This is a genomic window from Stenotrophomonas sp. YJH_SMC_36 (genome assembly GCF_059369935.1).
This window is the reverse complement of record NZ_JCAFTD010000005.1, coordinates 155,550-179,018: the sequence shown is the minus strand read 5'-3', so window position 1 is coordinate 179,018 and position 23,469 is coordinate 155,550. Positions and strand designations below refer to the sequence as shown.

The following is a 23,469-nucleotide window of genomic DNA, read 5'->3' as shown; positions in this document are numbered from 1 at the left end:
GCTGCGTCCGTCAGGGCACCGGCCACGCGCCGCGTGCCCCTCCATGCACGATCCATCCCGATCGCGCACAATCAGGGGCATGCACCCGATCCGCACGTCCCTGCTGCTCTCGGCCTGCCTGCTGCTGGCCGCCTGTGCGTCCGCTCCGCCGGAGCCGCGCAATCCGCTCGCGACCTGGGTGCCCTCGCCGAACCACAACGCGCGGGGTCCGGTCATCATCGTCATCCACCACACCGAACAGGATTCGGTGCAGCAGAGCCTGCGCACGCTGCGCACCGCCAACAGTGGCGGCCGGGTCAGCGCGCATTACCTGATCGGCGCCGATGGCCATCGCTACCAGCTGGTGAGCGATCAACGTCGTGCCTGGCATGCCGGCACGGGCCGATGGGGCACCATCACCGATCTCAACTCGGCGTCCATCGGCATCGAGCTGGACAACAACGGCCGCACACCCTTCAGCGCGGCGCAGATCGAATCGTTGATCGTGCTGCTGCGCGACCTCACCGCGCGCCTGGACATTCCGCCGCGGCAGGTCATCGGCCACGCCGACCTGGCGCCGACGCGCAAGCAGGATCCCAGCCGTTTCTTCCCGTGGCAGCAACTTGCAGAGGCCGGCTTCGGCGTGTGGCCGCGTGCCAGCGATGGTCCCGCACCGGAAGGCTTCGATGCCTGGAATGCGCTGGCCCGCTTCGGTTACCCGCTGGAGGATAGGGACGCGGCGGTGGCCGCGTTCCACCGTCGATTCCGTGGCAGCGATGATCTGCCGAAGACGCTGGATGCGGAAGACGCGCGCATCCTGTACTCGCTGCTGCTGCAGACGCCGTGACCGCCAGCGCCGGGTCGGAATGCCGGTAGCGCCGGGCCGTGCCCGGCGAGCGCACAGCGCGGGATCCGCTTTCCGCCGGCCGTGGGCCCGCGCTTCACCTGCATGAGGTTGCCGGGCCAGCACCCGCCCCACTACATTGCGACCATGATCACTGTTAAGTCGTTGCCGCGCGCGCTGCTCCTCCTGCTCGGTGCAGCCCTGCTCGCCGCGTGTTCCACCACCGGCACCCGCCTAGGCACGCCTGCCGCTGCCACGCCCGCTGCGGCCACCTACGCCAGGGTTGAATGGAGTGCGCTGCCACCGGTCTCGGACAGCGACCTGCAGGCCGGCTTCGTCGCCTGGCGCAGCAGCTGCACCCGCCTGAAGAACGATGCGGTCTGGGCCAGACCCTGCGCCACAGCCGCTGCGGTTTCAGACAAGGACCCGGCCGCCATCCGCCAGTTCCTGCAGCGTGATCTGGACGTCTATGCGCTGCGTGCGGGTGGCCAGCAGGCCGAAGGCCTGATCACCGGCTACTACGAGCCGATCTATCCCGGCAGCCTCAGCCGCACGGACACGGCAACAGTGCCGGTCTATGGCACCCCCGATGATCTGATCGTGGTGCAGCTGGACAGCGTCTACCCCGAACTGAAGGGCAAGCGCCTGCGCGGCCGCCTGGACGGCAAGGTACTCAAGCCCTATGACGACGCAGGCACCATCGCCGGCAAGGGTGCCAGGGCGCCGGTACTGGCCTGGCTGACCGATTCGATGGACCTGCAGCTGCTGCAGATCCAGGGCTCGGGCCGGGTGCGCCTGGCCGATGGCACGCAGGTGCGGCTGGCCTACGCCGAGCAGAACGGCCATCCCTATCGCGCCATCGGCCGCTGGCTGGTGGAGCAGGGCGAGCTGCGCAAGGAAGACGTCACCATGGACGCCATCCGCACGTGGGCGAAGGCCAATCCCGCGCGTGTTCCGGAGCTGCTGCGCAGCAATCCCAGCTACGTGTTCTTCGTGCGCAGCGCCGACAGCCCGGAAGGCCCGCGCGGTTCGTTGAACGTACCGCTGACTGCCGGCTACAGCGTTGCCGTGGATCGCACCGTGGTACCGCTGGGGAGCCTGCTGTGGCTGTCGACCACCCGTCCGGACGGTACGCCGCTGGTACGCCCGGTGGCCGCGCAGGATACCGGTGGCGCCATTGCCGGCGAAGTCCGCGCCGACCTGTACTGGGGCACCGGTGATGCCGCTGGGAAGCTGGCCGGCGACATGAAGCAGCAGGGCAGCCTGTGGATGCTGTGGCCGAAGGGTGTGGCATTGCCGGCCCGCTGACCGCTGACCGCTGACCGCTGACCGCTGACCGCAGACCGGGCCGCGGCGATGCCCGCGCGAGGCAGCGGTCGCGGGCCATGGGGATTGGCGGACGAATGGTCAAATTTTAAGGACTTTACGTAGCAAGCAGTCCCGGAAAGGGGCGCAAAGTGGACCTGTCGAAACCCACTCACTTCGCAGGAGATTCCACCATGAACACCGTCACCCGCACCCTGGCCGCCACTGCCCTGGCTCTGTCCCTGCAGGCCGGCCTGTCCGCCCAGGCTGCGCAAGCGGCGCCCTCCACCGCCGTCACCGCCGTCGCCCGTACCGCCAGCACCCTCACCACCGCCGATGGCGTGCAGCTCTACTACAAGGACTGGGGTCCGAAGGATGGCCCGGTGGTCACCTTCAGCCACGGCTGGCCGCTGGACTCGGACAGCTGGGAATCGCAGATGATCTTCCTGGCCGACCATGGCTACCGCGTGATCGCGCATGACCGCCGCGGTCATGGACGCTCCAGCCAGCCGTGGGAAGGCAACGACATGGACCACTATGCCGATGACCTGGCCACGGTGATCAACACGCTGGATCTGCATGACGTGACGCTGGTGGGCTTCTCCACCGGGGGGGGCGAAGTGGCGCGCTACATCGGCCGCCATGGTACCGGCCGGGTGAAGAAGGCCGTGCTGATCAGCTCGGTGCCGCCGCTCATGCTCAAGACCGCCGACAACCCCGGCGGCGTACCGCTCGAAGTGTTCGATGGCCTGCGCAAGGCGCAGCTGGAAAACCGCTCGCAGCTGTACCGCGACATTCCCTCCGGCCCGTTCTATGGCTTCAACCGCCCGGGCGCGAAGGTTTCGCAGGCCATGATCGACGCCTGGTGGGCGCAGGGCATGCTGGGCGGGCACAAGAACACCTACGATTCGATCGCCGCATTCTCGGCAACCGATTTCCGCCAGGACCTGAAGAAATTCGACGTGCCGACGCTGGTGATCCACGGTGATGATGATCAGATCGTGCCGATCGACGTTGCCGGCCGCATGTCGGCCAAGCTGATCAAGGGCGCCCGCCTGATCGTCTACCCGGGTGCGCCGCATGGCCTGACCGAAACCCACAAGGACAAGGTCAACCAGGACCTGCTGGCCTTCCTGCAGCAGAAGTGAGTGCAGGGCCCCGGCGGTGAGCCGGGGCCTTCTGCCGTGATCGACGGGCGCATGGCAGGTCATCGCCGGGCCCCTGCGGTGCCCGCTGGGCGATAATGCCGTCCTCTGAACTCTCCGGCTGCCTCCACAGCCAGGACTCCGGCAATGAAGAACGCAAAGAAGTACTACAAGCACTGGGCCGAATCGGGCCTCGGCAAGGGCAACGTGCTGATGGAAGCACGGGGCGACAGGATCGTCCGCCAGGTGGAGATCTACGGCTCCAAGCTGGTATGGGCCGATGAAAACGGCCAGAGCGATGACCGTTTCATGCTGGCCGACCAGCCCGTCTCGTTCCTGGATTTCGATTCCGACGACGAGATCAGCGCGCGCGAATTTGAAATCGCGTGGAAGAAGGCCAGGGAAGCGACCGGTTATCCGTCTGCCTGACGCCCGGCAGACCGGCGTCCCCGATGGCTGCCAGAACTGAAATGTTATAAAGTTTCATTTTTGGCACTCCATCTCCTCCCCCATGAAGACCCCCACGCTGCTGGCCGCCCTGGCGGCGGCTCCCCTTGCCCCTGACGCATTGGCGCAGTCAGCCGACGCGGCGCTCACCCTGGGCAAGGTCGATGTCCACCACCGGGAAGGCGCCCTCAGCGCGCACCAGGTACTCACCTCCGTCGACGTTCTGGGCGCAGACCAGATTGAAGACCGCACCGTGTCCCACAGCTGGGAACTGCTGGGGCAGATGCCCGGCATCCAGCTGACCGAAACACGCCAGGGTGCCGAGTCGGGCAAGGTCAGCTTCCGCGCCTTCAATGGCGAGGGTTACCTCAATGCCATCAAGACCCTGATCGATGGCATCCCGAGCAACGTCAACAGCGGCAACCAGCGCTTCATCGACATGCTGTTCCCGCTGGAAATCAGCTACATCGAGGTGGTGCGCGGGACCAACGATCCGCGTTATGGGCTGCACAACATCGGCGGCAACGTGAACTTCGGCACCCGCCAGGGCGGCAGTTACACCGATGCGCGGCTGGCCTATGGCAGCTACAACACGCGCGATGCGCAGCTGGCGGTGGGCCGCGAATCCAACGGCTTCGCGCAGAACTACTTCATCGGCACCCAGGCCAGCGACGGTTATCGCGAGCACGACACCTCCAGGAAGTATTCGCTGGGTGGCAAGTGGTTCTACGGTTCACTGGACGATGGCCTGCGCGTGGGCCTGACCGCGCGCGCCTATCACCACGAGGCGGACGAGCCCGGCTTCATGACGGCCGAGGAACTGCGCACGCACCGCCGTGGCAGCGACCTGCGCAACGCCCATGACGGCGACGACCGCGACATGCGCCAGTTCGCCGCGCATCTGGACCTGAAGCTGTCCGACGCGCTCGTTCTCGGCACCCGGCTGTACTACAACCGTTACCAGGACGATCGGCGCGTGACCTTCAGCGACCTGCCCACCGGCAACCTGCCGCGCCAGCGGCGGCTGTGGGACGAGCGCCAGGCCGGCCTGCTCACCACGCTTACCTGGCAGCCCACAGCCACGCTGACGGTGGAGGGCGGGTTGAACTACGAGCAGCAGGACAACGGTTACATCCGCGAGCGGTATGCCTACGCCGAACCCACCGATTTCACCCGCCCGCCGGCCCGCGTGCAGAACGACGACCGCCACAGCTTCGACAACCTGGGCGCTTATCTGCAGGCCATCTATCAGCCAGCCGCCGCCTGGAAGATCGTGCCGGCCTATCGCGTGGACCGCTTCAATGGCCGCACGCGGTTGATGGATGGCACCCGCGGGCGGCTGCAGGACTACGGCACCATCGGCCAGCCCAAGCTGAGCGTCATCCACAGCCTGGGCGACACCACCCACGTCTACGCGAACTGGGGCCGCACGTTCCAGGTGCTGACCGGCGCCACCGCGCCGGCCTATCTCACGCCCGGGCAGACGCCGATGCGCCCTTCCACCAACACCGGCATGGAGCTGGGCCTGAAGTTCCAGCCCTTTGACGGCGCCCAGGCCCGCCTGGCGATATGGCAGCAGGATGCGGAGAACGAGGTGTCCAACATGCCGGCCACCGGCACCACCGTCACCCTGGGCAAGACCCGGCGCCGTGGCGTGGACGCGCAGTTGAGCCTGCAGGTGGGCGACGACTGGACGGTGTGGGCCTCGCATGCGTACCAGGAAGCGAAGATCACCCGTGACAACCGCGCCCCCGGCGTGTCCCTGCAGGGTCGCGAAGTGGCCGCCACCCCGCGCCACATCAGCAACCTGGGCGTGGACTACCAGGCCAGCCAGGCACTGCGGCTGGGCCTGCAGGCGCGCGCGCAGGGCGACTACTACCTGGAAGAGCGCAACGTGGCCGGCAGGTTCGGCGGCTTCGCCGTGCTCGACCTTACTGCCGCGTACCGGATCAATCCGCGCTGGAGCGTGGACCTGCAGCTGAAGAACGTCACCGGACGCGAGTACGCCTACGCGTGGTACGACAGCTTCTTCTGGGACAGTGCCCGGCCGATGTTCTCGCCTGCCCCCGGCCGCACCGTCTTCGTCGGCCTCAGCATGAAGCTGTAGCCCGGCGGGGCGCTTCGGGCTGCGGAAGGAACGCATCTGCCACGCTTTTGCACTACATTGGTGCAATGTCCGACCCCGCGCCGCCACCGTCCCTCGATGCCCTGGGTACCCCCTTGGCCTGGGCCGCTGCCGACGGCCGCATCACCGGCTGCAATCCGGCCTTCGGCCGCTGGCTGGGCGTCAGCGGCCGTCGCCTGCTGGGCCAGCCCCTGGCGGCGCTGGAGGTGCAGGGAGAGGCGCTGGCCCACTTCCTGGCCCGCGACGAGCGTGACAGCCTGCGCCTGCACCGGCTGGCACTTGCGGTACCGGGAGAGGCACCCCGCTTCGCCGAAGGCTGGATGAGCCGCCGGGATGATGGCGGCTGGCTGCTGGAGGCGCATCCGGTCGATGAGTTCCCCGGGCTTGACCCCACCCAGGCCTTGCCGAGCGCACTCAGCGCGGCGCTGAAGGGCCTGGCCCACGAACTGCGCAACCCGCTGGCTGGCCTGAAAGGCGCGGCGCAGCTGCTGGCGCGCCGTGCCGCACAGCGCGATGCCAGCGAGCGCGAACTGATCGAGCTGATCGGTTCGGAGATCGAACGCCTCAACGGGTTGCTTGACCAGCTGCTGTCGCCGGCGCCGGCCGCACCGCATGCCGCCTTGAACATCCATGCAGCACTGGAGCGCGTGCTGCGCCTGGCCGAGAACGAAGCGGGCTGGGCGGTGCGCCTGCAACGCGACTACGACCCCAGCATTCCCGAGCTGGATGGCGACGCCGACCGCCTTACCCAGGCAGTGTGGAACCTGGTGCGCAATGCGATCCAGGCCGGCGCGGGCACCATCACCCTGCGCACGCGCGTGGAGCATGGTGCGCGGGTTGCCGAGCGGCTGCATACGCTGGCGCTGCGGCTGGAGATCGCCGACGACGGTCGTGGCGTACCCGAGGAGCTGGCCGAACACCTGTTCCTGCCCCTGGTCAGTGGTCGCGCCGAAGGCACCGGCCTGGGCCTGGCGCTGGCCCAGCAGGTCGCGCGCGAGCATCGCGGCACGCTGACCTACCGCTCGCGGCCCGGCCATACCGTATTCACCCTGCTGCTGCCGATCGGCAGCGGCACCGTTCCGGCCGAGGAGGCCCCGCGCGATGTCTGACGCGTCCCCTTCACCCCAGCGGATCTGGGTGGTCGACGATGACCGCGCCGTGCGCTTCGTGCTGTGCACCGCGCTGCGCGAGGCGGGCTACCGGGTCGATGATTTCGACAGCGCCGCCGCCGCCCTGCAGGCGCTGGCCGAGGGTTCTCCGCCGGCACTGTTGTTCACCGATGTGCGCATGCCCGGCGATGACGGCCTGGTGCTGCTCGACAAGCTCAAGGCTGCCTTGCCACAGCTGCCGGTGGTGGTGATGTCGGCCTACACCGATGTCGCCAGCACGGCGGGCGCCTTCCGCGGCGGCGCGCACGAATTCCTGTCCAAGCCGTTCGATCTGGATGATGCCGTAGCGCTGGCCCAGCGCGTGCTGCCGGCGGTCGCGCCGGCACTGGCCGCGCCGGTACCGGCCACGGAGGCCTCCGCCGACCCGTCGCCGCAGCTGGTTGGCGATACGCCGCCGATGCGCGCGCTGTTCCGCGCCATCGGCCGGCTCGCGCAGGCGCCGCTGGCAGTGCTCATCACCGGTGAAACCGGCACCGGCAAGGAGCTGGTGGCCAACGCGCTGCACCGCGAATCGCCGCGTGCGCAGGGCCCGTTCGTGGCATTGAACACCGCCGCCATTCCCGCCGAGCTGCTGGAGAGTGAACTGTTCGGCCATGAAGCCGGCGCATTCACCGGCGCACAGCGCCGGCACATCGGCCGCTTCGAGCAGGCCGACGGTGGCACCCTGTTCCTCGATGAAATCGGCGACATGCCCCTGCCGCTGCAGACGCGCCTGCTGCGCGTGCTGGCGCAGGGCGAGTTCTTCCGTGTCGGCGGTCGCGAACTGATCCGTGTCGATGTGCGCGTGATCGCAGCGACCCACCAGGACCTGGAAGGACGGGTGGCGCAGGGGCTGTTCCGCGCCGACCTGCTGCATCGCCTGGACGTGGTGCGCCTGCAGCTGCCGCCGCTGCGTGAGCGCCGCGAGGACATCGCGCAGCTGGCCACCACCTTCCTGGCGGCGGCCGCACGCCGGCTGGATACGCCGACCAAGCGCTTGACCGCCGCTGCCTTGCAGGCGCTGCGCGAGCACGACTGGCCGGGCAATGTGCGCGAACTGGAGAACGTGTGCTGGCGGATGGCCGCACTGGCCGCCGCCGACACCATCGGCGTGGCCGACGTGGATACCGCGCTCAACCGGGCACGCACCCGGCGCAGCAGCACCGGCGGCACCGACCCGGGGCAGTGGGAGGCGCTGCTGTCGGAGTGGGCGCGGCGGCAACTGGCGGAGGGCGTGGAAGGGCTGCATGCGCAGGTGCGCGAGCGCGTCGATCACGCCCTGCTGGACGCTGCCCTGCAGATCACCCACGGTCGCCGCGCGGAAGCAGCGGCGCGGCTGGGCCTGGGCCGCAACACGCTGACCCGCAAGCTGGGCGCAGGCCGCCGCCGCGGCCCCCATTGAACGGTCCCTGCACGCGATCCTCGCATCCGCTTGCCGAACCGTTGATCCCTCATGGACGATGCCGTCCGTAGTGTCACCTGCAAGGAGTCTTCGATGCGCCTGTTACCTGCCCTTCTTCCGCTGTCCGCCGCCGCGCTGCTGTCCGCGTGTGGCAGTACGCCGAAGCCGCAGCCCACGCCACCGCCGCCGGTCGTGACCAGTACCGCACAGCAGGCCGAGGCGAATCTGGCCCCGGCGTCGGCCAGCATCGTCAGTGGCCGGCTGGTGCTGAAGGTCGAACCGGCAGGCGTACATATCACCGGCCTGGTCGGTGGCCTGCAGCCGATGCAGCAGGCAGGCTTCCATATCCACGAGCGTGGTGATTGCAGCGCTGTGGATGCCAGCAGTGCGGGCAATCACTTCAATCCCGGCGGCGTCGCGCACGGTCGCGCCGGTGCCGGCACGCATCACCTGGGCGACATCGACAACCTGCGTGCCGATGCCCAGGGCCGCGCCAACGTCGACATCCACCTCAAGGGCGTTACTCTGGGCGGAGGCGCCGCCACCGATATCGCAGGACGCGCATTGGTCGTGCATGCCAATGCCGATGACTATCGCAGCCAGCCTGCCGGCAATGCCGGCGTTCGCATCGCCTGCGGCGTGATCCGCGTGACGCGCTGATCGCCGCCGGCCATCTTCCAAGGAGAGCATCCATGCGTCTGATCCATACTTCGCTGTTCGCGGCCATCGCCGCCCTGGGCCTGGCGGCCTGCGGCAAGCCGGCCGACACCCCGCAGACCGAGACGCCGCCGGCCGCGCCGGCCGAGAGCGCAACCACCGAACCGGCGCCCGCTGCAGAACCGGCGTCCACCGCCGATGCCTCGGCCACGGCGGAGCTGGCACCCACCCAGGGCAACGAGACCAAGGGCAGCGTCACCTTCAAGCGGGTTGACGGCAAAGTGCACGTCACGGGCCAGATCAGTGGCCTGAAGCCCGGCAGCGAACACGGTTTCCACATCCACGAGAAGGGCGACTGCAGTGCGCCGGACGGCACCAGCGCCGGCGGTCATTTCAACCCGGGCAAGCAGGACCATGGCAGCGTGGCCAGTGATCCGCACCACGGTGGCGACATGCCCAACATCAAGGCCGACGACAAGGGCGTGGCCACCATCGATGGCCCGGTGTCGAGCAACGTGAACATCGGCAAGGGCGATGATTTCGACATCATCGGCCGTGGCCTGATCGTCCACGCCGATCCGGATGACTACACCAGCCAGCCGACCGGCAACGCCGGTGCGCGCCTGGCCTGCGCAGTGATCCAGAAGGCCCCGTAAGGCCGGCCCCGCTGGATTGGAAAACGCCGGCGCAGGCCGGCGTTTTTCTTTGCATCCCTTTCTGTAGAGCCGAGCCCAGGCTCGGCTCTACAACACGCGGCCGCCGTTTCCTTGTCAGCGCGCCAGCAACTCGCGCGCGTCCTGTCCCGCCTCGCAATGCACGAACAGCACCGGCACACCGTGTGCTTCCAGCACTGCCGCCATCTGCCGCTGGCGCATCAGGAACTGCTCATAGATGCCCTGCAGGCGATCGCAGTCGCCACTGTCATGACTGTAGTGGGCGCACCAGCCGGCCGGATCGAACAACGCCATGCGCGCCTCGCCATGGCTGTAGCGCAGCAGCGGCTCCGGTGCGGCCTCGAGCCATTCATCCTCGCCCGGCGCCATGATCGCGGTCTCGATCAACGGCCACAGCGCGGCCAGGCCCTGATTGTCGTACTGCATCGACATCATCGCGGCCAGGTCGTTCACGGTGAAATAGCGCGCATGCTCGATGCGGGCACCGAAACTGTTCTGCGCCATCAGCGCGGTATCGGCATGGGCCATGCCATTGGCCAGCAGCACCTCTTCCAACGCATCGGCCACCGCACGGGTGGTCGCCACATCACTGCCGGTCAGCAGGAACGGCAGCACACGCAGGCCGCCACCCACCAGCGTCGAATCGGCCTGGAACGGCAGCGGCACATCGCCATTGGCATCGGTACCGAAGGCCAGCAGCCGCGGGCCCTGGTTGCGGCCCGGCGCGCGCATCTGCAGTTCTTCCAGACGGCGATGGATCGGCCAGCCCGGGCGCAGCACTTCGGCCGGGTCGAAATGGGCGGCGGCCAGAACCAGGTCCAGCTCGGCCACGGCCGGTACCAGCTTGGACAGGTCGCGGCCGACGCGCTCGGCCAGTTCACCGGCCTGGTCTGCGCTGAGTACCGCCTGGCGGGGGATCTCGCCGCCGGCCAGTTCCAGGGCCAGCACGCCAAGGGCATTCATCGCGGGGTCGGGTTTGCTCATGGTTCCACGGTTGGCCCATCACAGGGCGGCAGCTACACTTGGCCCCATTATGCCTGCTCTGTCGTGCAGGCCATGTTGCAGACACCCTCATCCATGCCAGGTATCTCCATGCCCAACGCTCGTCCCGTCGCCATTCTCGGTGGCGTCCGCATTCCGTTCTGCCGCCAGAACACCGCGTATTCGGATGTCGGCAACCTCGGCATGTCGGTACGCACACTGGGTGCGCTGGTCGAACGCTTCGGCCTGCACGGCCAGCAGCTGGGTGAAGTGGCGATGGGTGCGGTGATCAAGCACTCCAGCGACTGGAACCTGGGCCGCGAAGCCACGCTGTCCTCCGGACTGTCGCCGCTCACCCCGGGCATCACCCTGCAGCGTGCCTGCGGCACGTCGCTGGACAGCATCATCACCGTCGCCAACAAGATTGCCCTGGGCCAGATCGAATCGGGCATCGGCGGCGGGTCGGACACCACTTCCGACGTGCCGATCGTGTACGGCAAGAAGCTGCGTGCACGCCTGCTGGCCGCCAACCGCGCCAAGAGCACCGGCGACAAGATCCGCGCGCTGACCTCCGGCTTCAAGTTCTCCGAGCTCAAGCCCGAGTTCCCGGGCGTGGCCGAACCGCGCACCGGCAAGAGCATGGGCGATCATTGCGAGGACATGGCCAAGGAATGGAACATCTCGCGTGACTCGCAGGACGAGTGGGCGGTGTCCTCGCACAAGAAGCTGGCCGCCGCCTATGAGCGTGGCTTCTTCAACGACCTGATCGCGCCGTTCCGCGGCGTGGAGCGCGACAACATCCTGCGCCCGGATACCTCGCTGGAAAAGCTGGCCACGCTGAAGCCGGCGTTCGACAAGGTGTCCGGCCGCGGCACCCTGACCGCCGCCAACTCCACGCCGCTCACCGATGGTGCCGCGGCGGTGCTGCTGGCCAGCGAGGAATGGGCCCGCGCCCACGGGCACGAGCCGCAGGCCTACCTGCGCGATGCGCATGTCTCGGCCGTCGATTTCGTGCACGGCGAAGGCCTGCTGATGGCACCGACCGTGGCCGTGCCTGAGATGCTCAAGCGCAATGGCCTGACCCTGCAGGACTTCGACATCTACGAAATCCACGAAGCGTTTGCCGCACAGGTGCTGTGCACCCTGCGCGCGTGGGAGAGCGAGGATTACTGCCGCAACCGGCTGGGCCTGGAGGCACCGCTGGGCCGCATCGATCCGGACAAGATCAATCTGCTGGGCTCGTCGCTGGCTACCGGTCACCCGTTTGCCGCTACCGGTGCGCGTGTGATCGCCACGGCCGCAAAGCAGCTGGCCGAACGCGGCGGCGGCCGCGCGCTGGTGTCGATCTGCACGGCAGGCGGCATGGGCGTGGTGGCGATCGTCGAGCGCTGATCGCTGCAGAAGGCTGTACATGGAAAAGCCGCCCGGATGGGCGGCTTTTCCGTTGCGGTCCCGGTGGGGTGCCGACCCTTCGCCGGCACTGCGCCGATCAGGGAAGACGGGGGTTGCCGAACTCGTCGCGCTCTTCGTTGGCGTTGTACACCGGCGGTTGCGGCACCGTCGGCAGATCTTCCACGGTGGCGCGCGGCGGCACTTCATCGGCACCGGCCCCTGCCGTGCGCACCAGCGCCACACTGTCCTCGCCGCGCTGCAGGCGCAGCGCGTTGGCCAGGCACTGTGCAGCCAGGGCGTGTTCACCCCGCTGGGCGAACAGCTCACCCAGCGCTTCCCAGGCCGGGGCACCGGCGCCGCTGGCGATCGCTTCGTGCAGGAACGTATCGGCAGCGTCCCATTGCTGCTGGGCCAGGGCGACGCGGCCCTGTGCCAGGCGCAGCGCCGCCGAATCGTCATGCACGTTGCGCCAGCGCTGCAGGTTGGCCTGGCGGGTGGCGAGGCGTTCGGCGGGCAGGCGGCCATACAGGGCCACCAGTTCGTCGTCCCAACGCTGGTCCAGGGCGTGCTCCAGCGCCAGCAGCGCCGGCTCGTCCCAGTTCAGCGCCACCGCGCGGCTGGCATAGGCGCCCACCACGTCGGGGGTCGGCCGCAGCGCTTTCGGCGTGGCTTCCCACTGCGCGGCCAACGCATTGACGTCGGCCGCTTCCAGCAGCGCCTGCGCGGCCAGGCGCGCTTCCAGTTCGCTGTTGGATTCGGCCGGCAGCACCTTGCTCTGACGCAGGGCGCCCAGCTGTCCATACGCTTCGTGCGCACGACCGGCGCGGGCCAGTGCCTCGGTGCGCAGCCACAGGCCACGCGGCGGAAGCGGCTGGATCGCGGCCACGTCCAGCACGTTGATCGCGTCCACCGGCAGGTCGCGCGCCAGCAGCTGCTCGGCGCGCAGCAGCGCCTGCAGGGTGGCATCGGATTCACCCAGCCGCTGCAGCAGCGCCTCACCTGCGCTGGCGTCAGCACGTGCCTGTGCACTGCGCACGGCATTGGCCAGCGCCACCGCGCTCACTTCCGGATCCCTGGCGGCGCCGTCGAGCAGCTTTTCCGCGCGCTGCCACTGCCCGTGCTCGTAAGCCTGCAGGCCATCGATCAGGCGCACCCGGCCCTGCTTGCGGCGGTAGCGGCCCCACGCACGGAACGGTGCGGCGATCAGGCTCCACAGCAGCCACAGCACCAGGACTGCAATCACCGTCAGCAGCGCCACCTTCGGCAGGTTGCTGTGATAGTCGTAGCCGCCATAGCGCAGAATCACTTCGCCGTAGCGGTTGAGATCGTCGGTGCCGAGCCATTGCGCGGCGACCACACCAATGGCCACGGCCAGCAACAGCACGACCAGGGATTGCAGGGGTTTCATTCGGGTAGCCTCCGGTCGGTCTGGGTGCGCAGCTGTTGCAGGGTGCTGCCTAGGACGGTGTTGCTGGTCTGCAAGGGAAGCTCGCGCAAGGCCTGCAGTTCAGCACGCTGCGCGCGCAGGGCCGGTGAATCCGGCCAGCGCCGCTGTGCCCACTGCTCCACGCGCGACAGCGCGGCGTCACGGCCGGCACGGTCGCCGCGCTCGATCGCCGCCCGGGCCAGGGTCAGTTCCAGTTGCAGTGCATCGTCGGCGTTGCGCCGTTCGGCGGCGGTCAGCGGACCGTTCTGGCGGCTCGGGCTGATATCGACGAAGGGCGCCAAAGCGGCCTGCCACCACGGTCGCGTCTGGTCGCCGGCCGGCGTACTGGCCACCTGGGTCGGCAGCCCCTGCAGGGCGCCGGCCAACGCATCCAGTCGCTGCAGCGCCTGAACGCGGGGTCCGGCACCCAACGCATCGAGGGCATCGCGCTCCTGTACCAGCGCCTGGCGCAGGTTCAGGCCCTCGCTGTCGGGCAGCGCGGCCAGCGCGGTCGCGGCCTGTGCATAAAGACGGCGGGCACCTTCGACATCGTCGGCGTAGTTCAAGCGCTGTGCGGCCTGGGTCAGCAGCAGTTCGGCCTCGTCGCGCTGCACGGCCTGCCGGCCCTGGTTGGCGCTGTCGGCGAGCTTGGCGAGGTTTTCCTCCAGCAGCGCGCTGCGCTGCGACAGGCCCAGCATTTCGTCGCGCAGCACGCGGTTGGTTGCGGCCGCGTCCTGCAGGCGTTGGCTGGTTGCGCGCTGGTCGCGACGCAGCGCATCCAGCGTGGCCTCCAAGCCCTGCAACTGCACCGCCATCGTCCGCGACTGTGCTTCCTGCTCATGCTGTTGCTGCTGCCAGAAACGCCAACCGGCATAGCCCCCTGCACCGAGCACGGCCACCACCGCCAGCGGCAGCAGCAGCCAGCGCAGGGAGCGGCGGGGCGGGGAAACGGGGGCGGTGTCGTTCATCAGGCTTCCTTGTCGGCGGCGTCGCCGGAAGGGTTCCGGCAGGCAGCGTCAGGCACAGCATCCCTGTTGCCGACGACAGCGGCAAGCGTGACCCACGTCCCTGTTCAGGTCGCTGCCGGCCCGGTGAGCGTGGCGTGTGCAGCGGCGATCAACTGCGGGGTGGTCGGCCCTGCGCTGCGTACCACCCGCAGGCCCAGCGCCTGCGCCTGCGCGCCCAGCCGTTCGCTGGCCACAAGCGCGGTGGCATGGGCCTGCAGCCGCTGCTGCCACTGCGGCGACAGCTGCTCCCACACGCGTTGCAGGGCTTCACCGCTGCTGACCGCCATCAGCCAGGGCGCAGAACACTGTCCCAGCCGTGCCAGGGCGCGAGGCGACAGGCGCAGTGGTTGGCGCCGATAGACATCGGCACGTTCGATGCTGGCACCCGCCGCCTGCAGCCGGGCGGCAATCAGGCCCCGGCCACCGGGCGCGGTGACCAGCCCGATCCGCAGGCCCTTTACCGCCGCCAGTACAGGCAGGGCCAGCAACCCCTCGCTGTCCATCCGCTGCGGCGCGTGGACCTCGCTGATGCCGTGCGCCTGCAACGCGCGTGTGGTGCCCTCGCCAACCGTCAGCCACGGGCTGTGCTGCGCCGGGCGCAGCGGCAGCAGCGCGGCAGCCGCCGTGACGGCTGCGGGGCTGGTGAACACCACCCGATCGCAGTTCAGCGCGCGTTGCAGCTGGCGCACCACGGCAGGGCCCTGCAAGCGTTGCAGCCGCCACGGCGACAGCGCCACCAGCTGCCCGCCGAGCCCAGCAACGGCGCGGCGCAGCGCCGCATGCTGGCCCTGCGGACGCAGCGAGATCAGCGTCCAGCCCGCGCCGCGGCACGCGCTGCCAGTGGGTATCGTATGGTCATCCATTGCCTGCATTATGCGGGCCCGCCGTTGTCGTGGTTGCTGCTCCGATGTCCGTTGATGCCCTGAGCTCCTCGTTGGCCTCCCTGCAGGAGGTGCTGGACTGCATGCCTGCGGTCCGTGCCATGCAGATCCGCCTGGACGGCTATGCCGATGGCGTGCTGCGCATCACCGCGCCGCTGACGGCGAACGTCAACGACAAGGGCAACGCCTTCGGCGGCAGCCTGGCCTCGGTGCTGACCCTGTCCGGCTGGGCGCTGGTCAGCCTGCGCCTGCGCCTGGCCGGCCACGACGCCGAGGTCTACGTGGCCGACAGCAACCTGCGGTACCTGGCACCGGTCTACGAAGACCTGCACGCGCAGGCCGAGGCGGCCGAAAGCGGTGCCTGGGACACCTTCCTGGCCACCTTCCGCCAGCGTCGCAAGGCCCGCATCAGCATCATCGCTACCCAGCCGGCCGCCGACGGCCGGGCCGCTGCCGAGTTCAGCGGTCGCTTCGTTGCCTTCGCCAAAGGGTAGGATGGCAGGCTGACGCCCTGCGGAAACCCCTGATGCGCCGCCTCATCCAGATCCTGTTGTGTTCCCTGCTGCTGGTCAGCGCCATGGCCGGTGCCGACGAGCTGAGCCGCAAGCAGCGCAAGATGCTGGAAGAGACCCAGATCGCCTACGGGGCGACGATCCGCTGGGGCAGCATGGACGACGCCATCGGCTACCTGGATCCGGTGCTGCGCAAGGAAAAGCCGCCCACCGAGTTCGAGCTCAACCGTTATGCACAGCTGCGGGTGTCCTCCTACCGCGAGCGCAGCAGCGCCTCGCTTCCTGATGGCCAGGTCGAGCGCCGGGTGGAAATCGGCGTCATCAACCAGAACACCCAGGCCGAGCGCACCGTGGTGGTGACCGAGCGCTGGCGCTGGGATGCCGAGGCCAAGCGCTGGTGGCAGGCCGGTGGCCTGCCGGATCTGTGGCAGGGGCAGTGACGGGCCGCGTCCGGCTTGTGCGACAATCGGCGCCCGCTTATCGACCCGTGACCTGAGTGAATTACGAAGAGTTGCTGGCCTTTGCAGGCCGAAACCCGATGCTGTCCGCGGCCCTGGTCGGCCTGACCGTGGCCCTCATCGTCACCGAAATCCGCCGCCTGTTCCGGGGCTTCAAGGGCATCAAGCCCGCCGAACTGACCCAGCTGATGAATGCGGGCGGCACGGTGGTGGTGGACCTGTCCGCCAGCGGTGACTTCGAAAAGGGCCACATCGCCGGCAGCCGCAATGCGCAGGCCAGCGCGTTCGGCCCGGAGCACAAGCTCGTGGCCAGCGCCAAGCAGGCGCCGGTGGTTCTGGTGTGCCGCAACGGCAACGCATCGGAAACCGCCGCCAAGGCGCTGAAGAAGGCCGGTTTCGAAAAGGTCTTCGTGCTCGAGGGCGGCATTCCCGCCTGGCAGCAGGCCGAACTGCCGCTGGTCAAGGGCCGCAACTGATTGCCGCAGGTGGCGGATCCGGCCTTGTATGGGCCTGATGCCGCCCCCATCGCAGTAATTCGACCCTAGTTTTCATTGCATTCACCTGGAGTTACTGGAAATGTCCGAAGAGATCACCAACGGCGCCGCTGCGCCGGTCGATGCCGCTACCGGCCCCGCTTTCACCGTCGAGAAGATCTACGTCAAGGACGTCTCCTTCGAGTCGCCGAACGCACCGACCATCTTCAATGACCAGGTGCAGCCGGAGCTGCAGCTGAATCTGAACCAGCAGGTGCAGCGCCTGGGTGAGAACGCGTTCGAAGTCGTGCTGGCCGTCACCCTGACCTGCCAGGCCGGTGAGCGCACCGCCTACGTGGCCGAAGTGAAGCAGGCCGGCGTGTTCGGCCTGGTCGGCCTGGACCCGCAGTCGATCGACGTGCTGCTCGGCACCCAGTGCCCGAACATCCTGTTCCCGTACGTGCGCCAGCTGGTCAGCGATCTGATCCAGGCCGGCGGCTTCCCGCCGTTCTTCCTGCAGCCGATCAACTTCGAAGGCCTGTACGCAGAAACCCTGCGCCAGCGCCAGGAGCAGGGCGACGCACCGTCGCTGGCTGACTCCGAGCCGGCCGGCAACGCCTGAATCCGTCGCGACGTCACGGATGAGCACTACCGCTGACAAGATCGCCGTGCTGGGCGCCGGTTCCTGGGGAACCGCGCTGGCCAGCCTGCTCGCCCGGCACGGTCATCCGACCGTGCTGTGGGGGCGTGATGCCGCCGTGGTCGAGGCCATCGACCAGCGCCACGAGAATCCGCGCTACCTGCCGGGCATTCCGCTGCCGGACAGCCTGCATGCCACCACCGACCTGGCGTCGGCGGTGCACGGTGCCGCCTGGATCCTGGTGGTGACCCCGTCGCACGCGTTCAACGAGACCGTGCGCGCGCTGGCGCCGCTGCGTCCGGCCGGTGCCGGCGTGGCCTGGGCGACCAAGGGTTTCGAGCCCGGCTCCGGCCGTTTCCTGCATGAAGTCGCGCGCGAGATCCTCGGCGAGGACGTGCCGCTGGCTGTCGTCACCGGGCCGTCGTTCGCCAAGGAAGTCACCCAGGGCCTGCCCACCGCGATCACCGTGCACGGCGACGTGCCGGCGTTCGCGCAGACCGTGGCCGAAGCGATGCATGGCCCGGCGTTCCGTGCCTACACCGGCGACGACATGGTCGGTGCCGAGCTGGGGGGCGCGATGAAGAACGTGCTGGCCGTGGCCACCGGCGTTGCCGATGGCATGCAGCTGGGCCTCAACGCCCGTGCCGGCCTGATCACCCGCGGCCTCAACGAGATGCTGCGGCTGGCCGCGGCGATCGGTGCCAAGCCGGAAACCCTGATGGGTCTGGCGGGCCTGGGCGATCTGGTGCTGACCTGCACCGGCGACCTGTCGCGCAACCGCCGCCTGGGCCTGGCCCTGGGCCGCGGGCAGACGCTGCAGGATGCCGTGCGCGAGATCGGGCAGGTGGTTGAATCGGTGCAGACGGCCGATGAGGTGATGCGTCAGGCACGCCGACACGGCATCGACCTGCCGATCTCCGATGGCGTACGCGCCGTACTGCACGGCGAGCAGACCCCGGCAGAGGGCCTGCGCGCATTGCTGGCGCGCGAACAGAAACCGGAATATCCGGACACGCTGTTCAAGTAACCGAAAACCCCGGCCATGCGCCGGGGTTTTTTCATCAAGGGAGTACCCATGCGGGTGCCGGACCGGAGACAGACTTTGGTGGGTGCCAAGCTTGCTTGGCATCACGCGCGCAGCATATCCACGCATGGCGTGGATCCATTGCAACGCCCGATCACCGCGCCCGTGGCGGCGCGTTGCCGTTGTCCATGTCCGAGAAGATCAGCCAGGGTCCATCGCCCGCGCGCGTCAGCGTCAGCGTGAACTTTCCGGTATCGCCGACGTTGCCGCCAAACGTGTAGGCACCAATGATGTAGGCCGTGCTCCTGTCCACCGCGTACGCCAGCGCACGCAGGCGCAGCGGGCTTCCGCCCTGTCCGGCGTAGGCGGCCGCGATCGCGTCGCGCCCGCGCACCGGCGGCTGGTGGCTCTGCAGGATGAATCCGTCTTCGGCGAACAGCGCCGCCAGTGCCTTGCCATCGCCCGCGCTCCACGCCCGCTCGTAGTCGCGCAGCACGCGATCCAGTGCCGCAGGCAGTGCCACGTCGGGCAGGCGTTCAGCGGGCGGCGGTGCGCTGCTGGCGTGCTGCGCGAGGGCAGCACGCCAGCAGCACGGTGGCAAGAAGGATCGCGGCATGGAAGGGTCGGCGCATGCGAAGAGTCCCGGGCGGTGGCGGAAGCCTGGCCGCAAGAATAACCACACGGGCCGGCCCCGGATCACGCGGCCGAGGGTGCGCGAAACCTCCCTGTCAGCCCGGACGCAGCAAGGTGCCGGCCTGCACTGACAGTGACAGGCAGGCCATCACCAGTCCTTCCATCACGCGATCGCCCACGTACTGCTCCTCCGGCCCGTTCTGCCGGACACGCTCGGCGGCCAGCAGCATCTCCAGCGCCACCCGCAGGCCGGCGTGCGCGCAGTCGGCATCGGCCAGCGCCAGCTGACGGCCAGGCAGCGGATGGCGTTCCGGCCAGGGCAGGCCATCGGCGGCTGCGCCGCTGCCGATCCGTTTCAGCGTGGCGATGAAGGTGTTGGGGTCGGACGGGGACTGTTGGGGGGTCGCATCGGCGTCGTTGGCCGGCGCGCTGTCGGAATGCGGAGGGGGAAACTCGGGTGTGGTCATTGATGAGGCTCCGTGCAGGACAGACGGTAGCCGCCACGGATAAAGGTGGCGGGCGGTACATGGTTCGAAATCCGGTAGATGCCAAACCGGTGGACCCGAAGGTCCCCACGCACCGCCCGCCATGACCGGCAGACGGATTGCCAGCCGACGCCACGCAAGGTGACGTCGGCTGGCAAGCGCAAACACTCAGCATCAATCCGGGATTTCGAACCCGGCCACCTTTTGGGGTGGCACCGCATCTGTACCTGTGTCACTGCGCAACGCCAATGAGCCGAGTTGTATTCAACCCACGATGCTCGACGCTTTCAGCATCCTCGCACGCGGTTAAGCAGTCGCAGACGTTGATGGCGCAAGGGCCTCACGCGTTCGGGGAATTTGCGACACGAGTCGTGGTTGAGTGCATCAGGGCGCCGCGAAACTTGGACGATTGCGACAGCGCGGGCCAGAAGCAGGCATCGGCCCTCTACGACCGCCCGCGGTCACCCGCACCATGCCTCTCGTACCAGCCTTCAGTACGGTTCACGATACGAACGACCGACAACATCACCGGCACCTCGATCAGCACACCGACAACGGTGGCCAGTGCGGCGCCCGAATGCACACCGAAGAGCCCGACGGCGGTTGCGACCGCCAGCTCGAAGAAGTTGCTCGCGCCGATCAGCGCCGACGGGCCGGCCACGCAATGGGCGACGCCCAGACGACGGTTGAGCAGATAGGCCAGGCCCGAAGTGAAATAGACCTGGATCAGGATGGGCACGGCGATCAGCGCGATGACCAGCGGCTGCTCGACGATCTGCTGACCTTGAAAGCCGAACAGCAGCACCAGTGTCAGTAGAAGGGCCGACAGCGAAACCGGGCCGAGTCGGGTCAGCGCCAGCTGCAGACCGGCCTCGCCGCTGCGCGAAAGCATCCAGCGCCGCAGCAGGCTGGCAACACCGACAGGTGCAACGATGTACAAACCCACTGACAGCAGCAGGGTGTCCCACGGAACAGTGATCGCGGACATGCCGAGCAGCAATGCGACCACCGGCGCATAGGCCACCACCATGATCGCGTCGTTCAGCGCGACCTGGCTCAACGTGAAGTTCGCATCGCCGCGGCACAGGTTGCTCCACACGAACACCATCGCGGTGCAGGGCGCGGCTGCCAGCAGGATCAGGCCGGCGATATAGCTGTCGATCTGGCCGGCCGGCAGCCATTCCGCGAAGAGGTGACGCAGGAATACCCAGCCCAGCAGTGCCATCGAAAAGGGCTTGACCGCCCAGTTGATGAACAACGTTACGCCGATGCCTTTCCAGTGCTGCTGCAACTGGCGCATTGCGCCGTAGTCGACCTTCAGCAGCATCGGGATGATCATCAGCCAGATCAGTGCCGCGACCGGCAGGTTGACCTTGGCCACTTCGGCGGACGCCAGTGCCGCAAAGGCGCCGGGCAGGAGGTGTCCCAGCAGGGTACCGGCCGCGATGCACAGCGCGACCCACAGGGTGAGGTAGCGCTCGAACAGGCGCATGCGCGCGGGCGCCGTCACGGTGTGCTGTCGGTCGGCTGCAACCGGCCGATCTGATCCAGAGCGTTCTGCATTGCCTCGCGGTCGGACCACAACGATCCGGGCAGATCGATCAACGCACGCAGCCGCGATTTCACAATGGCATGCGCGCGTGCAAACGCGGCTGCTTTCTCGGCATCGCTGCCTGCAACTGCGGCCGGATCCGGCTGGCCCCAGTGGCTGCGAATGAAGTCGCCAAACACCACCGGGCAGGCGTCTGCCGCAGCCGAATCGCACACGGTGATCACCAGGTCCATGGGCGCAGCATCCACGAACTCATCCCACGATTTGCTGCGCAGCCCATCGATGGTGATTCCTTCGGCCTGCAGCTGTGCGAGTGCGAATGGGTTGACCTGGCCGGTGGGGTGGCTGCCTGCGCTGAATGCATTGAAACGTTCAGCGCCCCAGGCTCGCAGCGTGGCCTCGGCAAGGACGCTGCGGGCGCTGTTGCCGGTACAGAGGAACAGGACGTTGTGTGTCATGGTGCAGTCGTTGTGATGGCAGGAGGTTGGATCGGACTTCAGCACTTGCATGCGGGCGCAGTGGGCCCGCACTCCTCGCTCGGCGAACCCGCGCAGCAGTTGTGCGTGAGGTACTCGATCAAGCCGGTCATGGCGGCGAAGTTGGCGCGGTAACAGACATTGCGGCCCTGGCTCTCGTTCTCCACCAGGCCGGCCTGTACCAGCTCCTTCAGGTGGAAGCTGAGTGTGGCCGGTGGCACCTGCAGGGCCGCCGCGATGTCACCGGCCACGCGCCCCGCTGGACCGGCTTCCACCAGCAGGCGGAAGGCCGCCAGGCGGGTGGCGTGGCCCAACGCGGTGAGCGCGACGATTGCATTTGACGTTTCCATATTTCTAGAATAGTCGAATGAATAAGACGATCGCAAGTACCCAGCTGCCGAATCTGAGGGAAGCCTCGCTGCCCCAGCCCGACCCCAGCCTGCTCGCCGCGGGGAATCTGGGACCGCCCCGCATCCTGCTGCTCTACGGTTCGCTGAGGCCGCAGTCGTTCAGCCGCAAGCTGGCTCTGGAAGCCGAGCGGCTCCTGCAGTATCTGGGTTGCGAAACCCGGGTGTTCGATCCGCATGCGCTTCCGATGGTGGACAGCGTGGACAGGAGCCATCCCGAAGTGCAGCGGCTGCGCGCGTGGTCGCAGTGGTCTGAGGGGCAGGTGTGGGTCAGCCCGGAACGGCACGGTACCGTCACCGGCGTGTTCAAGAACCAGATCGACTGGCTGCCGCTGGAGGACGGCAGCGTGCGGCCCACGCAGGGCAGAACGTTGGCCGTGATGCAGGTGAGTGGCGGCTCCCAATCGTTCAACACCGTCAACACCCTGAGGGTGTTGGGGCGCTGGATGCGCATGCTGACCATCCCCAATCAGTCTTCGGTGGCCAAGGCCTGGCAGGAGTTCGATGAGGACGGACGAATGAAGCCCTCGCCATACTACGACCGGGTGGTGGATGTCATGGAGGAACTGGTGAAGTTCACCCTGTTGACGCGGGGCCGGGCGGACTACATGGTGGATCGCTACAGCGAGCGCAAGGGCGACGCTGCAGCGGCAGTGCTGGCGCAGGCCGCAGGGGCGACGACCGCAGCCGGCACCGGGTGACGGCGCCGTGCGCCGCCTCCCGGGTACGCCAGCCTCAGCCCGCAGCCCCCATCCGAGTGCTCCCCTCAAGGCGAGCCGCCGACAGATACCGGCAGTAGCGGCCGATGAAGATGCCGGTGAAACCACCGGACAGCAGCAGGTAAGCAGCGCTGAAACCTGCGTTGGCGCTCAGCGCGGGCGACACTGCGAGCGCCGTTTCGAAGCCATACTTCACCAGGAATGTGATCAGCAGCAGCGGCAGCAGGCTGTAATCCGCGCTGCGCCACAGCCGTCCCGTCGCACTGTTCATGGCTACACGCGCCCGGCGCAGCAACAGCCAACCCAGGCCCGTTCCTGCGCCGACGCCGACCAGCCACTCGCCCCAGGCCGACCACGATGCGCCGTAGCGGTGGCTGATGGACCACACCCCCCATGCCGCGAACACCGCCGGCACGATCGCCAGCGTGGGCAGCGAGGTTTCGCCGGGCTTCATGGCCGCGATGCCTCGGGTGATGAGAAACACCATCAGCACCCAGACCCAGATCGGCGTATGCGAAAGGAGTTGCTGGAACAGGCTCATGACAGGTCCCCTTGGGTGAGTGCCGGTGCAGTGGCGCCGGGCGGTGACGCGTACTATTCGCGCCGGAGCCTTCCCGAACCAGTGACAGGTGTCAGCCGCCTGAAGGGACATGACGGGTAGGTGGCGCTGGCATGCA

26 protein-coding genes are annotated in these 23,469 nt (G+C 68.1%); 16 read left to right on the top strand and 10 right to left on the bottom strand.

Annotated features, from left to right (window positions below; genetic code table 11):
* Positions 1–79: 79 nt before the first annotated feature.
* The 9 genes from AC5P76_RS11245 to AC5P76_RS11205 all read left to right on the top strand — a co-directional run bounded on the left by AC5P76_RS11245 (position 80) and on the right by AC5P76_RS11205 (position 9,708).
* Entirely contained in the window at positions 80–826 is a 747-nt protein-coding gene (locus AC5P76_RS11245; RefSeq protein ID WP_065182073.1) for an N-acetylmuramoyl-L-alanine amidase, read from the top strand.
* 144 nt (positions 827–970) lie between these two features.
* Positions 971–2,131, top strand: a complete 1,161-nt coding sequence (gene mltA, locus AC5P76_RS11240) for a murein transglycosylase A (protein ID WP_495222752.1) — start codon at positions 971–973, stop codon at positions 2,129–2,131.
* 191 nt (positions 2,132–2,322) lie between these two features.
* On the top strand, positions 2,323–3,276 hold the full coding sequence (locus tag AC5P76_RS11235; RefSeq protein WP_065174138.1) for an alpha/beta fold hydrolase: 954 nt from the start codon (positions 2,323–2,325) through the stop codon (positions 3,274–3,276).
* Between the two features lie 144 nt (positions 3,277–3,420).
* The gene (locus AC5P76_RS11230; protein WP_053520269.1) at positions 3,421–3,702 is read left to right on the top strand and encodes a hypothetical protein; all 282 of its coding nucleotides are present in this window, start codon (positions 3,421–3,423) and stop codon (positions 3,700–3,702) included.
* Between the two features lie 82 nt (positions 3,703–3,784).
* Positions 3,785–5,827, top strand: a complete 2,043-nt coding sequence (locus AC5P76_RS11225) for a TonB-dependent receptor (RefSeq protein ID WP_495222751.1) — start codon at positions 3,785–3,787, stop codon at positions 5,825–5,827.
* 65 nt (positions 5,828–5,892) lie between these two features.
* Complete coding sequence (locus AC5P76_RS11220; protein ID WP_053518064.1) at positions 5,893–6,954, top strand: two-component system sensor histidine kinase NtrB; 1,062 nt, start codon at positions 5,893–5,895, stop codon at positions 6,952–6,954.
* A complete protein-coding gene (gene ntrC / locus AC5P76_RS11215; RefSeq protein ID WP_065174140.1) occupies positions 6,947–8,395 on the top strand; it encodes a nitrogen regulation protein NR(I) in 1,449 nt (482 codons plus the stop codon). Before AC5P76_RS11220 ends, ntrC begins: the two co-directional genes overlap by 8 nt.
* Before the next feature lie 93 nt (positions 8,396–8,488).
* The gene (locus AC5P76_RS11210) at positions 8,489–9,055 is read left to right on the top strand and encodes a superoxide dismutase family protein (RefSeq protein ID WP_053518061.1); all 567 of its coding nucleotides are present in this window, start codon (positions 8,489–8,491) and stop codon (positions 9,053–9,055) included.
* A 32-nt stretch (positions 9,056–9,087) separates the two neighbouring features.
* Positions 9,088–9,708: a superoxide dismutase family protein gene (locus tag AC5P76_RS11205; RefSeq protein WP_065174141.1), complete on the top strand. Its 621-nt coding sequence runs from the start codon at positions 9,088–9,090 to the stop codon at positions 9,706–9,708.
* 114 nt (positions 9,709–9,822) lie between these two features.
* Here the strand turns inward: AC5P76_RS11205 and AC5P76_RS11200 are convergent, their stop codons facing one another.
* Entirely contained in the window at positions 9,823–10,710 is an 888-nt protein-coding gene (locus AC5P76_RS11200; RefSeq protein WP_053518057.1) for a hypothetical protein, read from the bottom strand.
* Positions 10,711–10,803: 93 nt separating this feature from the next.
* Between AC5P76_RS11200 and AC5P76_RS11195 the strand changes: the two genes are divergently transcribed.
* A complete protein-coding gene (locus tag AC5P76_RS11195; RefSeq protein ID WP_111186508.1) occupies positions 10,804–12,099 on the top strand; it encodes an acetyl-CoA C-acetyltransferase in 1,296 nt (431 codons plus the stop codon).
* Between the two features lie 97 nt (positions 12,100–12,196).
* Here the strand turns inward: AC5P76_RS11195 and AC5P76_RS11190 are convergent, their stop codons facing one another.
* From AC5P76_RS11190 to AC5P76_RS11180, 3 genes are all read right to left on the bottom strand, one after another.
* The gene (locus tag AC5P76_RS11190; RefSeq protein WP_253118353.1) at positions 12,197–13,507 is read right to left on the bottom strand and encodes a heme biosynthesis HemY N-terminal domain-containing protein; all 1,311 of its coding nucleotides are present in this window, start codon (positions 13,505–13,507) and stop codon (positions 12,197–12,199) included.
* On the bottom strand, positions 13,504–14,493 hold the full coding sequence (locus AC5P76_RS11185; RefSeq protein WP_197600152.1) for a uroporphyrinogen-III C-methyltransferase: 990 nt from the start codon (positions 14,491–14,493) through the stop codon (positions 13,504–13,506). Before AC5P76_RS11185 ends, AC5P76_RS11190 begins: the two co-directional genes overlap by 4 nt.
* Before the next feature lie 104 nt (positions 14,494–14,597).
* Positions 14,598–15,404, bottom strand: coding sequence for a uroporphyrinogen-III synthase (locus tag AC5P76_RS11180; RefSeq protein WP_253118352.1), 807 nt, complete (start codon positions 15,402–15,404; stop codon positions 14,598–14,600).
* Between the two features lie 35 nt (positions 15,405–15,439).
* Here AC5P76_RS11180 and AC5P76_RS11175 point away from each other — a divergent pair, with 35 nt between their 5' ends.
* The 5 genes from AC5P76_RS11175 (at position 15,440) to AC5P76_RS11155 (ending at position 18,523) form a co-directional block, all read left to right on the top strand.
* Entirely contained in the window at positions 15,440–15,907 is a 468-nt protein-coding gene (locus AC5P76_RS11175; protein WP_053518047.1) for a YiiD C-terminal domain-containing protein, read from the top strand.
* 32 nt (positions 15,908–15,939) lie between these two features.
* On the top strand, positions 15,940–16,365 hold the full coding sequence (locus AC5P76_RS11170) for a hypothetical protein (protein WP_053518045.1): 426 nt from the start codon (positions 15,940–15,942) through the stop codon (positions 16,363–16,365).
* A 56-nt stretch (positions 16,366–16,421) separates the two neighbouring features.
* Complete coding sequence (locus AC5P76_RS11165) at positions 16,422–16,859, top strand: rhodanese-like domain-containing protein (protein WP_053518043.1); 438 nt, start codon at positions 16,422–16,424, stop codon at positions 16,857–16,859.
* 100 nt (positions 16,860–16,959) lie between these two features.
* Positions 16,960–17,478: a protein-export chaperone SecB gene (gene secB / locus AC5P76_RS11160; protein WP_004153553.1), complete on the top strand. Its 519-nt coding sequence runs from the start codon at positions 16,960–16,962 to the stop codon at positions 17,476–17,478.
* Positions 17,479–17,497: 19 nt separating this feature from the next.
* Positions 17,498–18,523 (top strand): NAD(P)H-dependent glycerol-3-phosphate dehydrogenase, encoded by a 1,026-nt coding sequence (locus AC5P76_RS11155; RefSeq protein WP_053518041.1) that lies wholly within the window; start codon positions 17,498–17,500, stop codon positions 18,521–18,523.
* A 151-nt stretch (positions 18,524–18,674) separates the two neighbouring features.
* Here the strand turns inward: AC5P76_RS11155 and AC5P76_RS11150 are convergent, their stop codons facing one another.
* The 5 genes from AC5P76_RS11150 to AC5P76_RS11130 all read right to left on the bottom strand — a co-directional run bounded on the left by AC5P76_RS11150 (position 18,675) and on the right by AC5P76_RS11130 (position 22,016).
* Complete coding sequence (locus tag AC5P76_RS11150) at positions 18,675–19,136, bottom strand: YybH family protein (protein ID WP_495222750.1); 462 nt, start codon at positions 19,134–19,136, stop codon at positions 18,675–18,677.
* Between the two features lie 112 nt (positions 19,137–19,248).
* Positions 19,249–19,620 (bottom strand): hypothetical protein, encoded by a 372-nt coding sequence (locus AC5P76_RS11145; RefSeq protein ID WP_065174145.1) that lies wholly within the window; start codon positions 19,618–19,620, stop codon positions 19,249–19,251.
* 463 nt (positions 19,621–20,083) lie between these two features.
* Entirely contained in the window at positions 20,084–21,130 is a 1,047-nt protein-coding gene (gene arsB, locus AC5P76_RS11140) for an ACR3 family arsenite efflux transporter (protein WP_495222749.1), read from the bottom strand.
* A 14-nt stretch (positions 21,131–21,144) separates the two neighbouring features.
* Positions 21,145–21,648 (bottom strand): arsenate reductase ArsC, encoded by a 504-nt coding sequence (locus tag AC5P76_RS11135; RefSeq protein ID WP_164152961.1) that lies wholly within the window; start codon positions 21,646–21,648, stop codon positions 21,145–21,147.
* A gap of 38 nt (positions 21,649–21,686) precedes the next feature.
* Positions 21,687–22,016: an ArsR/SmtB family transcription factor gene (locus tag AC5P76_RS11130; protein ID WP_053518034.1), complete on the bottom strand. Its 330-nt coding sequence runs from the start codon at positions 22,014–22,016 to the stop codon at positions 21,687–21,689.
* 17 nt (positions 22,017–22,033) lie between these two features.
* On the opposite strand from AC5P76_RS11130, the gene arsH reads away from it, so the two are divergent.
* Positions 22,034–22,774: an arsenical resistance protein ArsH gene (arsH, locus tag AC5P76_RS11125; protein ID WP_495222748.1), complete on the top strand. Its 741-nt coding sequence runs from the start codon at positions 22,034–22,036 to the stop codon at positions 22,772–22,774.
* A gap of 34 nt (positions 22,775–22,808) precedes the next feature.
* Here arsH and AC5P76_RS11120 read toward each other — a convergent pair whose 3' ends face one another.
* Positions 22,809–23,333, bottom strand: a complete 525-nt coding sequence (locus tag AC5P76_RS11120) for a DUF6622 family protein (RefSeq protein ID WP_495222747.1) — start codon at positions 23,331–23,333, stop codon at positions 22,809–22,811.
* Between the last annotated feature and the right edge of the window lie 136 nt (positions 23,334–23,469).

Coding starts and splice junctions, on each gene's coding strand:
- AC5P76_RS11210 (WP_053518061.1), top strand. CDS start 8,489: ATGCGCCTGTTACCTGCCCTTCTTCCGCTGTCCGCCGCCGCGCTGCTG.
- arsH (WP_495222748.1), top strand. CDS start 22,034: ATGAATAAGACGATCGCAAGTACCCAGCTGCCGAATCTGAGGGAAGCC.
- ntrC (WP_065174140.1), top strand. CDS start 6,947: ATGTCTGACGCGTCCCCTTCACCCCAGCGGATCTGGGTGGTCGACGAT.
- AC5P76_RS11170 (WP_053518045.1), top strand. CDS start 15,940: ATGCGCCGCCTCATCCAGATCCTGTTGTGTTCCCTGCTGCTGGTCAGC.
- mltA (WP_495222752.1), top strand. CDS start 971: ATGATCACTGTTAAGTCGTTGCCGCGCGCGCTGCTCCTCCTGCTCGGT.
- arsB (WP_495222749.1), bottom strand. CDS start 21,130: ATGCGCCTGTTCGAGCGCTACCTCACCCTGTGGGTCGCGCTGTGCATC.
- AC5P76_RS11175 (WP_053518047.1), top strand. CDS start 15,440: ATGTCCGTTGATGCCCTGAGCTCCTCGTTGGCCTCCCTGCAGGAGGTG.
- AC5P76_RS11220 (WP_053518064.1), top strand. CDS start 5,893: ATGTCCGACCCCGCGCCGCCACCGTCCCTCGATGCCCTGGGTACCCCC.
- secB (WP_004153553.1), top strand. CDS start 16,960: ATGTCCGAAGAGATCACCAACGGCGCCGCTGCGCCGGTCGATGCCGCT.
- AC5P76_RS11190 (WP_253118353.1), bottom strand. CDS start 13,507: ATGAAACCCCTGCAATCCCTGGTCGTGCTGTTGCTGGCCGTGGCCATT.
- AC5P76_RS11155 (WP_053518041.1), top strand. CDS start 17,498: ATGAGCACTACCGCTGACAAGATCGCCGTGCTGGGCGCCGGTTCCTGG.
- AC5P76_RS11205 (WP_065174141.1), top strand. CDS start 9,088: ATGCGTCTGATCCATACTTCGCTGTTCGCGGCCATCGCCGCCCTGGGC.
- AC5P76_RS11135 (WP_164152961.1), bottom strand. CDS start 21,648: ATGACACACAACGTCCTGTTCCTCTGTACCGGCAACAGCGCCCGCAGC.
- AC5P76_RS11150 (WP_495222750.1), bottom strand. CDS start 19,136: ATGCCGCGATCCTTCTTGCCACCGTGCTGCTGGCGTGCTGCCCTCGCG.
- AC5P76_RS11230 (WP_053520269.1), top strand. CDS start 3,421: ATGAAGAACGCAAAGAAGTACTACAAGCACTGGGCCGAATCGGGCCTC.
- AC5P76_RS11180 (WP_253118352.1), bottom strand. CDS start 15,404: ATGCAGGCAATGGATGACCATACGATACCCACTGGCAGCGCGTGCCGC.
- AC5P76_RS11235 (WP_065174138.1), top strand. CDS start 2,323: ATGAACACCGTCACCCGCACCCTGGCCGCCACTGCCCTGGCTCTGTCC.
- AC5P76_RS11120 (WP_495222747.1), bottom strand. CDS start 23,333: ATGAGCCTGTTCCAGCAACTCCTTTCGCATACGCCGATCTGGGTCTGG.
- AC5P76_RS11225 (WP_495222751.1), top strand. CDS start 3,785: ATGAAGACCCCCACGCTGCTGGCCGCCCTGGCGGCGGCTCCCCTTGCC.
- AC5P76_RS11195 (WP_111186508.1), top strand. CDS start 10,804: ATGCCAGGTATCTCCATGCCCAACGCTCGTCCCGTCGCCATTCTCGGT.
- AC5P76_RS11245 (WP_065182073.1), top strand. CDS start 80: ATGCACCCGATCCGCACGTCCCTGCTGCTCTCGGCCTGCCTGCTGCTG.
- AC5P76_RS11185 (WP_197600152.1), bottom strand. CDS start 14,493: ATGAACGACACCGCCCCCGTTTCCCCGCCCCGCCGCTCCCTGCGCTGG.
- AC5P76_RS11145 (WP_065174145.1), bottom strand. CDS start 19,620: ATGACCACACCCGAGTTTCCCCCTCCGCATTCCGACAGCGCGCCGGCC.
- AC5P76_RS11200 (WP_053518057.1), bottom strand. CDS start 10,710: ATGAGCAAACCCGACCCCGCGATGAATGCCCTTGGCGTGCTGGCCCTG.
- AC5P76_RS11130 (WP_053518034.1), bottom strand. CDS start 22,016: ATGGAAACGTCAAATGCAATCGTCGCGCTCACCGCGTTGGGCCACGCC.